This is a genomic window from Bacillus cereus (genome assembly GCF_002561295.1).
GTDB lineage: Bacteria > Bacillota > Bacilli > Bacillales > Bacillaceae_G > Bacillus_A > Bacillus_A cereus_S.
Genome location: NZ_NTUG01000050.1, coordinates 37,894 through 49,532 on the forward strand (window position 1 = coordinate 37,894; position 11,639 = coordinate 49,532).

The following is an 11,639-nucleotide window of genomic DNA, read 5'->3' on the forward strand; positions in this document are numbered from 1 at the left end:
GTGGAGTGAAAGGATGGTACGAATGAAGTGGCTTGTAATTGGAGTTGGAATTCTTCTCTTGCTTATTTTACTTATACTATTGTCGAAACTATCACTGAAAGTGACGTTTTTATATTCAGAAATGGAGAAACAATGTTTATTTCAAGTGAAGATATGGATGATTCGATATACATTTGATGTGCTGGAAAGAATGGAAAAACAGCAAAAAAAGACTGCACAAAAAATTGAAAAGGCAGAGGAAGACGGCGGTATAGAAAATAAAATTATGGCGCAACTCGATAGTATTGGGGAACTGATAAAAAAGCTTCAAGAGACTCATACTATCATTAAAGGTTTTCTTAAAAAAGTGAAAATCAATAAATGGAGATGGCATTCACAAATCGGAACGGGCGATGCAGCTAGTACCGGTATTGTCACTGGTTATGCATGGGGAACGAAAGGAATGGCGGCAGGGATCTTAGGGCAATATACGCATGTTATTGATATACCTGAGTTCGAGATTACCCCTGTGTTCCAAGGGAAGGGGTTTGCATCAAAATGCGAGTTAACCGCTTCTTTTCGTATATATCGTGCTGTAGTGACAGGAGTGAAGTTATTAATGTTCATGAGAAAGCAAAGATCTGGTATAGCAGATAAATCTGTTCAAGCATAGGGAGGATTGTAGAATGGATCATCCAATTCAAGGATTAATGACAACTGCGATGCAGCATTTAAAACAGATGACTGATGTAAATACAATTATCGGTGATCCAATTAAAGCGGCCGATGGAAGTGTCATTTTAACGGTTTCTAAAGTGAGTTTTGGATTTGCGGCTGGTGGGAGTGAGTTTGGAAAGGTAGAAAACTCTGGCCGTCATCCATTTGGAGGAGGAAGTGGTGGTGGTGTTTCCATTAATCCAGTCGCTTTTCTCGTTATAAATGGAGAAGGGGTAAAAGTACTGCATTTAGATAAACAAACCCATGTGATTGATAAAATCATTGAGTTAGCACCACAAGCTGTTGATAAGGTAAAAGAAATGATGGAAAATCGAAAAGGCGATGAACCAGAATTTGAAATCTAGAAGCTAAGTGAAAAAGAAGGGCTAAATAATAGCCCTTCTTTTTATTTTCATACCTAAAATTAACACTTGCCACTTTCATATTTATGTATAATGGTAAATATGGATTATTGTGGGAGGGAGATTCGAAGTATGAAGGAAATTGTCGTTTCTAAATCATTATTTTCGAGATATAAAACCATCGCAGATGCTGTAAAAGGGGCTACACCAGGTACAACGATTGTATTAAAACCTGGTGTATATAGAGAAGATATACATATTGATAAAGATATCAACATAATTAGTGAAGGGGATAAGAGTGATACTGTAATTGAAACATTTCAAACTGCCGTATCCATTCAGAATGGAAGTGAAACATTTATAAAAGGGATTCAGATTCGTCATCTTGGCCAAACTGATGCAGCTTTAGTAAATTGTGATTCTGGAACATTACAAATACAGGACTGCGATATTTATCCGGAAAATGGTTCGGGGATATATGTGCAAAGACAAGCTTCATTGTACATTCAAAAGTGTCAAGTAATCGGGGGATATAAAAATGCAATCAATTTTGGAGATGGAAGTCAAGGGAAGGTAGAAGATTGCGAAATATATGGGGGGAAGAGCGAAAAATATCCAGCTCTATTTCTTAATAATAGTAATCCAATTATTAAGAATTGCCGTATTTATAATTGTGTGAGTGATGCTATTTTTATAAAAAATAATAGTAAACCGACTATAGAAAATTGCGAAATATTTGATATACAAGCTGCCCATATATATATGTCTAGTAGTGCTCCTACTATAAAGAATTGTAAACTACATGATGGGAAAAAACAGGCGATTTACATGGAGCAGGGAAGTAACCCAATCATAGAAAATTGTGAGATGTTTAAATTTGAAAATTCAATAATATATATTCAAGGGAGCCAACCAGCTATAAAAGGCTGCAAAATATTTGATGGGAATGCAAATGCGATAACCTTTAAAGAATACAGTGGAGGATTAATTGAGGACTGTGAAATCTTTAATTTATTGGGTAAGGAGTACCCCGCAATTTGGATTGAAAAAAGTCAACCTACATGGAAAAAATGCGAAATTCGTTATACTGCTAATAACGCTTATCAAATAGTTGGTGGAAGTAAACCAGTAATAGAAAATTGTAGGATGTATAAAATAAATGGGAATGTTTTTCGGATTAAAAACTCAGAGCCTAGTGTTAGATTTTGTAAGATGTACGAGGGAGAATTATCAGCTTTTTATATTGAAGAAGAAAGTCAACCTTTTGTTGAAGCGTGTGAAGCTTTTAACTTTAAAAAACAAGCTGTAACAGTACTTATGAGTAGCCCAACATTTAAAAAGTGTAAATTTTATGATGGTGAAACGAACGGAATATCATTTCAAAAAAATGCTGGTGGTCTATTTGAGGAATGTGAAATATACCAGTTTTTAAATGAAAAGTATCCTACTATATTTGTTGAACAAAGTAGTCCACAGTTTAAAGAATGTAAAATTTATAAAGGTGCTAGTAATGCGGTTTATTTAAAAGACAGCAGTAACCTTACATTGGAAGAATGTGAAATATTTCAATTTCAACATGAATCCAGTTCAGTGATTTATGGGACACAAAGTAGTTTACATGCAATGAAATGTAAAATATATGAAGGAAATCATAATGCTTTTAATTTTATAGAAAACAGTCATTTGACAATAGAAGGCTGTGAAATAGTTGGATTTGATAGTGAGGTCAATCCGATAATCTGGCTAGGTAAGAGTCATTTAAAGCTTACAAACAGTGAATTGCATAAAGGAAAGTGCACTGCTGTAAATATCAATAATAATAGTGTTGCTTCAATTGAAGATTGTAATTTATCAGAATTCAATAAAGAGTGTATAAGAATTTCTGAGGGAAGTGAAGTGCTTTTACAACGGAATAAAATGTATAATTCTTTAAATGGGATTGGAATCATGAGTGATAGTCAATCGAAAGTAATAGAGTGCGATATATATGATTGTCGGGGGACAGGTTTATTTGTAAACAAGGGACGAGCGACAATTGAGAAAACTCATATTAGAAATTGTGAGGGGAATGCACTCAATATAAAAAATAATAGTCATGTTGTCTTTAGTAATGGAAGCATTTCTCAATTTACATATCCAATGGTATACAGTGAAGAAAGTCAATTTGATATAAAGAAAAGTAATTTTGAGCATAGCGAGAATTCAGTATTTTTAGTAGGAAAAGAAAGTGAATGTTGGATTGAACAATGTGAAATATCTCAAGTAGATAAATCACCAGCAATTGAAATTAATTCGCATGTAAAAGGTGTTATTCAAAAGTGTAACATCTATGATGCTTTCAAGGGGATTACTATTGCCGCTGAAAGTCAAATGAGTTTAAAGGATATAAAGTGTTTTGATATAGAAAAAACGGCGTATCAAATTGCTGATAACAGCGCAGCTACCTTAGAAAATTGTAAAACATATGTAGAGGTATCACGACAGAGGGTACAATCTGATGAAGTGTTACAAGAAAAACAAGCTGTAGAACAAGTGAAAGAACAAAAAGAAGACATAGATCCAGAAGATATAATGACGGAGTTAAATCGTTTTGTCGGAATGAACAGCATTAAGGAACAAATTGAACAATTAATGAATCTTGTAGAAATTACTCGTTATCGGAAAGAAGTAGGCCTTGATTCAGGTGAGGACATTAAACCAAAGCATACAGTTTTTTATGGAAATCCTGGTACTGGAAAAACAACGATAGCTCGTTTGCTTGGTAAAGTATATAAATCACTAGGTTTACTTGAAAAAGGGCATATTGTAGAAGTGAAACGTGAAGATTTAGTTGGATCGTATATTGGACATTCTGAAGAGAGAACAAAAAAATACATTGAAGAAGCAATGGGCGGCGTCTTATTTATTGATGAAGCATATTCATTAAGTGTCGATGACAGTAGCCGTGACTATGGTAATCAAGTTATTGATGTTTTATTAGCAGCTCTTGAGAATCATCGTGGGGAATTTTTATGTATTGTTGCTGGTTATGAAAAAGAAATGGAACGCTTTATCTCTTCTAATCCAGGCTTAAAAAGTCGATTTGTATCTTATATGAAATTTGAGGATTATACGCCGGATGAACTGATAGAAATTGGAAAGCGATTGTTAAGTGATAAGAAATACGTTTTAACAGAAGAAGCGATAAACTATGTATATGAACAGTTTGTATGGCTATATAGAAAACGCGATGAACATTTTGGAAACGCACGAATGGTCCGAGAACAAGTGGATAAATGGATTACATTGCAAGCGAATCGAATTAGCACATTGCCAAGAAGTGAGTGGAAGAAAGAAGGCGTATTGACAACAATTTGTTTGGAAGATGTTGAACAATCCTTCCAACAAAAACAGGCAAGAAAAGTAGCTGTTCCGATTAATGAAAAGTTATTACAAGAGCAAATGGAACGTTTGAATAGTTTAATTGGATTAAAAGCAGTGAAAGAAGAAATTGAGCGATTAATCCAGCTCGTTTCTTATTACCGAGAAGAAGGTAAGGATATAAGTGAGCTCTCTATGCACATTGCATTAATTGGTAACCCGGGGACAGGGAAGACTGAGGTTGCACGGATTATTGCTAAGGTGTACGAAGCGTTAGGGATTTTATCGCGTGGGGATTGCGTTGAAGTAGATCGAAAAGAATTAGTTGATAAATATCGAGGTGGTACGGAAGAGAAAACTGCTAGTGTATTACAAAAAGCAATGGGAGGAACATTGTTTATCGACGAAGCATATACACTGACAAATAAAGATAGTAATGACCCTGGACATACAGCTGTGGAATTATTGTTAAAGCAAATGGAGGATAAGCGTGGGGAGTTTATCGTATTAGTTGCTGGATATGAAGATGAAATGGAAGAATTTTTAGAGAGTAATAAGGGTCTTCGTCGTCGTTTTGATCGTCGTCTTGTATTTGAAGATTATATGCCGGAAGAAATGATTCAAATTGCAAATTATTATATGGCTAAAAAGCAGTATAAGATGACAGACGACGCAAGACATATGTTATTTGAGTATTTTACGTATCTGTATGAAAATCGTGATAAGACATACGGTAATGCAGGATTGTCCCGTAAAATTGTTGAACAAGCGATGAAAAATTTAGATTACCGTATTGCTACGCTACCGATAGAGGAACGTACGGAGGAGCAGAAATATATGATTGATGTAGCAGATATACAGGCGCTTTTACAACAACAGGAGCAATAATAAAACGAAAGCTGAAAATATATTCATATTGGAATGTGATATCTTTTTTGAAAAAATATATAAATTGAGTTAGTTTCATTTGTATTTTAGAAGCATTATGACTATCATGAATACTATACATACTTTGTTTTATTAAAAGGAGGATTTTCAAGTGGCAAATGTAACTTTTAAAGGTAACCCAATTACTTTAGTTGGAACAGAAGTTAAGGTTGGCGATCAAGCGCCAAACTTCCAAGTGTTAGCAAATGACTTATCTCCAGTAAGTTTAGAAACATACAAAGGTGAAGTGAAATTAATTAGTGTCGTACCATCTATCGACACAGGTGTATGTGATGCACAGACTCGTCGTTTTAACCAAGATGCAGCTGGTATTGAAAACACGAAAGTATTAACAATTAGTGTGGACCTACCATTCGCTCAAAAACGTTGGTGTGCAGCAAACGGTTTAGAAAACGTAGCAACACTTTCTGACCACCGTGACCTTTCATTCGGTGAAGCTTACGGCTTGGTAATGAAAGAGCTTCGTTTACTTGCTCGTGCAGTATTCGTAGTAGATAGCAACGACAAAGTAGTTTACGTAGAATACGTAAGCGAAGGTACAAGCCATCCAAATTACGAAGCGGCATTAGAAGCAGCAAAAGCTGCTAAGTAATAGGAATAAAAGCGGCCTCTTAATAAGAGGTCGTTTTTTCTCATGTATTGTCCAATGGTTAGTATTTTATGGCGAACCGCTGATATAAACTTTAATCTGAAAAGGGAGCTCTAAAAAAGAGGTCGCTTTTTCTTTTGGCAAAAAATTAGGTTGCTCAATTGGTGAGGGCTAATAATCAGTGAGGGAAAGAAGCTTCTCCACTGATTAAAGTTTCACTTTATGGTATGATATAAGTTATGTGTAATTGACTGAAGGAGGAATATGCGTGAGTCAGACAGTAGAAACATTATTTTCTATTTTTGATTCTTCTACCGTAATTTTACGTAAAGAATTGGATGTAACATATTTAGAAGCGCTTGTAGAAACAGGAGATAACTTGTTTGAAGGAGCGATTCTGCAAGAGGAATTATCTGAATCGACAATTGAACGATTGAATCGTGAATATAGTAAGTTTAATGAAGAAAAATATAAAGGCGAAGAAATTCGCAAAGCATTTCAACTTGCCATTCTAAAAGGAATGAAAGAGGGTGTGCAAGCCAATCATGAAATGACGCCTGATGCAGTTGGAATGTTTATGAGTTACTTATTCCATAAGTTTATGAAGGATCAGAAAGAAATCGTTGTTTTAGACCCAGCTATTGGAACAGGGAATTTAATGACGACAATTTTTAATGGCGCGTCAGAAGGTACAACGATAAGCGGGTTTGGTGTAGAAGTGGATGATGTACTTGTTAGACTTGCTTTAGTGAATGCGAATTTACAAAAGCAAGCAATCGAGTTCTTCAATCAAGATGGATTAGCGCCGCTTTATATTGATCCAGTAGATGCAGTTGTTTGTGATTTACCAATTGGGTTTTATCCAAACGAAATAGGTGCAAGTGAATATACTTTAAAAGCAGATGAAGGAATGTCTTATGCACATCACCTATTTATTGAACAAAGTGTGAAGCATACAAAAGACGGCGGGTATTTATTCTTCTTAGTACCGAACTTCATCTTTGAAAGTGATCAAGCACCAAAATTACATGCATTTATTAAGGAGACAAGCTTTATTCAAGGATTATTACAGCTTCCTGTTTCCATGTTTAAAAACGAGAAAAATGCAAAAAGTATATTTGTTCTCCAAAAGAAAGGTCCGAATGTAACGATGCCGAAACAGGCGTTACTAGTAGAATTACCTAAGTTTTCTAATATGAAAGCGATGGAGAACATCATGGATCAATTAAATGAGTGGTTTGCTACTCATAAGTCATAACGTGTGTAACAGTAGTACTCATAGATATAGTACAGTTTTGTATTGTGTGTAATAATTTTTAATATATACAAGATAAAACTGAATTTTTTTGAAATCTGTAATATATTTTTTTTCTTGGTGTTACAATTTTTTCACTTGAAATATATGTCGTACGATGTTTAAATTAAACTCGTGAGTATAAAATTTACTAAAAGTGAAACGTTTTCATATTTGGTAAATTTAATCAGATAAAATCGAGCGGTTTGTGGAGTAATCCACACAGCGACCAAGAGAAAAAGGGGCGAAAGACAGATGTCAAAAATCATCGCGATTAATGCAGGAAGCTCTTCCTTGAAATTCCAATTATTTGAAATGCCAAGTGAAACAGTATTAACAAAAGGTTTAGTAGAACGTATCGGTTTAGAAGATAGTATCTTCACAATTACTGTGAACGGCGAAAAACAAAAAGAAGTTACAAATATTCCAGATCATGCAGTAGCAGTTAATATGCTTCTTAACAAATTAACTGAAAACGGAATCGTGAAATCTCTTGATGAGATTAGCGGTATCGGCCACCGCGTTGTACACGGCGGCGAAAAGTTTGCTGATTCTGTTTTAATTACAGACGAAGTGTTAGCAGATATCGAAGAGTTAAGCGATTTAGCACCACTTCATAACCCAGCAAATATTGTTGGTATTAAAGCGTTCCAAGAAGTACTTCCAAATGTACCAGCGGTAGCAGTATTCGATACAGCATTCCACCAAACAATGCCAGAATCTGCGTATCTTTACAGCTTACCATATGAATACTATGAGAAATACGGCATCCGTAAATACGGTTTCCACGGAACTTCTCATAAATATGTAACTGAGCGTGCGGCTGAATTATTAGGTCGTCCACTTGAAAGCTTACGCTTACTTTCTTGCCACTTAGGTAACGGTGCAAGTATCGCAGCTGTAGAAGGCGGAAAATCTATCGATACTTCTATGGGATTCACTCCACTTGCTGGTGTAACAATGGGTACACGTTCTGGTAACCTTGACCCTGCGTTAATTCCATACATCATGGAAAAAACAGGACAAACTGTAGAAGAAGTTCTGAACGTATTAAACAAGAAAAGTGGTATGCTAGGTCTTTCTGGATTCTCTAGTGACTTACGTGACATCGAACAAGCGGAAGAAGAAGGAAACCACCGTGCAGAAGTAGCGCTAGATGTATTCGTAGAGCGTATTCATAAATATATTGGTTCTTATGCAGCTCGTATGAAAGGTGTAGACGCAATCATCTTTACAGCTGGTATTGGAGAAAACAGTGCTCTAATTCGTGAGCGTGTATTAGAAGGCCTTGAGTTTATGGGCGTATACTTCGATCCAAAACGCAACGACATTCATGGTGAAGAAGCATTCATCAGCTTCTCTCACTCTCCAGTAAAAATTATCGTAATTCCAACTGACGAAGAAGTTATGATTGCTCGTGACGTATTACGTCTTGGAGACATTGGTTAATATATGTAAAAAAGACGGGATCCTATAGGATTCCGTCTTTTATTTTTATTGCAAGTAACTCGATTAGTCCATTTGGATACAAAACTTTTTCTTGCCCGAGAAATGCTGTAATAGGAATCCACTTCGCATATGTATTCGACTCTTCATCTCGTATAGGAATCATTTTGATTTCATATAGTGATGGATCTAAAAACCGAATAGAGTACAATTGAATGATTTCATGTCCTCCATGAAACATGTTTTCGAGACATCCTAAGTAATCCATCACTTCTACCTGTGTCCCTAATTCTTCCTTCCATTCACGAATCACGGTTTCATTTGATTTCTCTCCAAATTCAATAGAACCGCCAAGTGGTCTGTAATAGGTTTCGCTTTCCGTCATGTACTCTTGAACGAGAATTCGTTCGTTGTGAAGTGCAATTCCAAATGCCTTTGCGCGTGGATACATACAATGACCTCCTATGTACTGGATAAATATATGTTTAGCTTATCAGATTTACAAAGAAAAACCGGAAATATGTTACAATAGAAAAAAACTGTGCGAGGTGGTTGTTACGATGCGATCAAAGCGAGAACAAGCCATTTTACAAGAGGTTAAAAATTGGGAAGTGCAATTGTTAGAACAGGAGTCTACCGATTTTCAAAAGATGTTTGATAAATGGTTGCATGCTTCAGTTGCGAAAGTTCCAGAGAAAAAGCGAAAAGAGTTTTTTGCGAAAGCGGACGGATGGTTATTCCATCTCCATGCATTGATTCAAAGCTCACAATCACAGCTTGATGCGAGAAATCGTATTTTAGGAACAGCGCGGTTGTTTGATGAATCGATTGAACAGTTGGAAGGATTGAAAGAGTTATCCATAGATCAATTAACATATATAGCGGAGCAGCAGACGGCGCGTCATCGTTTATATTCTTTCGTGCAGGGAGGAGCGACTGGAGTAGGTGGTTTGTTATTATTGACAGCTGATTTTCCAGTCATGATTGCGTTGAACGTAAAGGCTGTGCAGCTTATTGCAACGTCGTTTGGCCATGATGTGAACAAGCCTTATGAAATGATGCTTGCTTTAAAAGTATTCCATGCTGCGCTGTTGCCAGCAAGGCTTCAGCAATATGCTTGGTATAACTTGCTGCAGGAGTTAGAACAAGAAGATCCGTTCTTTTATGAAGGAGAAGAAGACGTATTAAAACCAGCTTCTACAGAAGTTGTGTTAAAACAAATTTTGAAGACATTTTCTATTTATGCGCTTCGTCGTAAACTATTTCAAGGTATTCCTGTGTTAGGAATAGCGATTGGTTCTACGGTGAACTATCGTCTAACGCGGAATGTAACAGAGTTTGCAAATAGGTTCTACCAAGTTCGTTACATATTAGAGAAAGAAAAGAGAGCATGAAAAAAGCGAGAGGCAAAGGCCTTTCGCTTTTTAGTTTGTTGCATGTTTTTTTGACATTGGAATAGATACCGTTTTCTTTTCTGTTTTTGGATAATAAATTAAATCCAATGTTTTTGCCTGTACGGCAATTGAAAGAATAGTAAAAGCAATTTCTGTCCAAGTTAAATAATATAATGAAAGTGCAAGTACGATCGCATCAAAGACGAAGAAAATCTGCCCAATTGTAAAGCGAGTTCTTTTACTTAGGACAATTGTTAAAATATCGTCTCCGCCGGTTGCACCACCAAATCGTAATATAAAACCGAGTCCAATCCCAGCTAGCGCGCCACCAAGTACTGCAGCGATCCATAAATGATTTGATAAATCTACTGTAAATGGAGAGAAATTTTCCATTAAAGAATAGAATACGCCAAATGAAATCGAACCCATAAATGAATAACCAACCATCTTCTTACCTAAAAATGTAGCACATAATAAAATGACCGGAATATCCATCAATACAGTTGAAATTGACGGTGAAATATCAAAAAAGTTTTGGATAAATAGCGCAATTCCTACAAAGCCACCTTCAGTTAAGTGGTTTTGGAAATGAATGTGATATAGTGCTGCTGATAAAATAAATGAACCGATTAAAACCATAAAAATCTCTTTAATAATTTGTCGACTTTGGATGTTCCTCATCGTTATTCCTTCTTTCCGTAGTTAGTAGTTCTTTTCATCTTGTAAACTAACTACGTTATATATCACTGAAGAAATAACGAATAATCCTCTCGTCCATCAATTCTCCCTACTTTCGTTTTAGTTTAAGTCTAAAAACGACTAAACAAAACTTGGAGTAGGATTTGTTATTTAGCAATCCTGCCCTCTTCTTTGTTTTGTTTAGAAATTACCGATGTGACTTAAACAAAACGCTATGTGTAAGAAGAGTCTTTTCGTTGCCAAATTATCCTTCGGGCAATCATAATTTCCCCACTCTCGTATTTTTTTCGCTAGACAAAAGTATCTGAGCAAAAAAATACGCTACGTGTAAGATTCATCAATTCGATGCCACATGCTCCTTCGAGCGATCATGATATCTAAATCCTTTCTATAAAAGATTTTATATTATTATATCATACTTTCAAAAAATGTATGTGGATGGAAACCGATAACAACAAAAGAAAAAACTACATAATTTGCAAGTTCATAACGTCGGAATTAGGATTCTCGTATATTTTTGTAGAATAATCTTGGTGATGGCGAGTTTGGTATAAGGACTAAAGAGGAAAATCCATACTAAAGAAAAATTATTCATCCCGCAGATTTAGATTATTTTTATCATCTTTGTCTTTAAAAAAAGCCTCCCAACTAATGACACTAAGAAAAGTAAGAACGATAATAATAAATGCTTTCATAAATTGTATGCTCCTTTCAAAGTCTCGTTTATTTATTATATGGGATAAAGACAAATATTTATAAGTGGTTTAGGGAAATAGGAGTGTATGATAAAAGAATTAAATTTATAAAAAAAAGAGCTAAAATGAATGCCATTTTGAACTGCACCCCAATTG

9 protein-coding genes are annotated in these 11,639 nt (G+C 35.5%); 7 read left to right on the forward strand and 2 right to left on the reverse strand.

Annotated features, from left to right (window positions below; translation table 11 throughout):
* Positions 1-13: 13 nt before the first annotated feature.
* The 6 genes from CN373_RS23365 to CN373_RS23390 all read left to right on the forward strand — a co-directional run bounded on the left by CN373_RS23365 (position 14) and on the right by CN373_RS23390 (position 8,698).
* Complete coding sequence (locus CN373_RS23365; protein ID WP_098360277.1) at positions 14-652, forward strand: DUF2953 domain-containing protein; 639 nt, start codon at positions 14-16, stop codon at positions 650-652.
* 13 nt (positions 653-665) lie between these two features.
* On the forward strand, positions 666-1,061 hold the full coding sequence (gene ytfJ, locus CN373_RS23370; protein WP_000349999.1) for a GerW family sporulation protein: 396 nt from the start codon (positions 666-668) through the stop codon (positions 1,059-1,061).
* A 129-nt stretch (positions 1,062-1,190) separates the two neighbouring features.
* A complete protein-coding gene (locus CN373_RS23375) occupies positions 1,191-5,306 on the forward strand; it encodes a right-handed parallel beta-helix repeat-containing protein (RefSeq protein WP_098360278.1) in 4,116 nt (1,371 codons plus the stop codon).
* 151 nt (positions 5,307-5,457) lie between these two features.
* The gene (gene tpx, locus CN373_RS23380; protein ID WP_000024521.1) at positions 5,458-5,958 is read left to right on the forward strand and encodes a thiol peroxidase; all 501 of its coding nucleotides are present in this window, start codon (positions 5,458-5,460) and stop codon (positions 5,956-5,958) included.
* Positions 5,959-6,223: 265 nt separating this feature from the next.
* Positions 6,224-7,213 (forward strand): class I SAM-dependent methyltransferase, encoded by a 990-nt coding sequence (locus CN373_RS23385; RefSeq protein ID WP_000084372.1) that lies wholly within the window; start codon positions 6,224-6,226, stop codon positions 7,211-7,213.
* Between the two features lie 291 nt (positions 7,214-7,504).
* Positions 7,505-8,698 carry an acetate kinase gene (locus CN373_RS23390; protein ID WP_000034587.1) on the forward strand — a complete coding sequence of 398 codons (1,194 nt, stop codon included), beginning with the start codon at positions 7,505-7,507 and terminating at the stop codon, positions 8,696-8,698.
* 22 nt (positions 8,699-8,720) lie between these two features.
* Here the strand turns inward: CN373_RS23390 and CN373_RS23395 are convergent, their stop codons facing one another.
* Entirely contained in the window at positions 8,721-9,146 is a 426-nt protein-coding gene (locus CN373_RS23395) for an NUDIX hydrolase (protein WP_098360279.1), read from the reverse strand.
* A 109-nt stretch (positions 9,147-9,255) separates the two neighbouring features.
* Between CN373_RS23395 and CN373_RS23400 the strand changes: the two genes are divergently transcribed.
* Complete coding sequence (locus CN373_RS23400) at positions 9,256-10,089, forward strand: EcsC family protein (protein ID WP_001256879.1); 834 nt, start codon at positions 9,256-9,258, stop codon at positions 10,087-10,089.
* Between the two features lie 30 nt (positions 10,090-10,119).
* On the opposite strand, the gene CN373_RS23405 is transcribed toward CN373_RS23400, so the two are convergent.
* The gene (locus CN373_RS23405; RefSeq protein ID WP_098360280.1) at positions 10,120-10,770 is read right to left on the reverse strand and encodes a YitT family protein; all 651 of its coding nucleotides are present in this window, start codon (positions 10,768-10,770) and stop codon (positions 10,120-10,122) included.
* Positions 10,771-11,639 lie beyond the last annotated feature (869 nt).

Coding starts and splice junctions, on each gene's coding strand:
- CN373_RS23405 (WP_098360280.1), bottom strand. CDS start 10,770: ATGAGGAACATCCAAAGTCGACAAATTATTAAAGAGATTTTTATGGTT.
- CN373_RS23365 (WP_098360277.1), top strand. CDS start 14: ATGGTACGAATGAAGTGGCTTGTAATTGGAGTTGGAATTCTTCTCTTG.
- CN373_RS23390 (WP_000034587.1), top strand. CDS start 7,505: ATGTCAAAAATCATCGCGATTAATGCAGGAAGCTCTTCCTTGAAATTC.
- CN373_RS23395 (WP_098360279.1), bottom strand. CDS start 9,146: ATGTATCCACGCGCAAAGGCATTTGGAATTGCACTTCACAACGAACGA.
- ytfJ (WP_000349999.1), top strand. CDS start 666: ATGGATCATCCAATTCAAGGATTAATGACAACTGCGATGCAGCATTTA.
- CN373_RS23375 (WP_098360278.1), top strand. CDS start 1,191: ATGAAGGAAATTGTCGTTTCTAAATCATTATTTTCGAGATATAAAACC.
- CN373_RS23400 (WP_001256879.1), top strand. CDS start 9,256: ATGCGATCAAAGCGAGAACAAGCCATTTTACAAGAGGTTAAAAATTGG.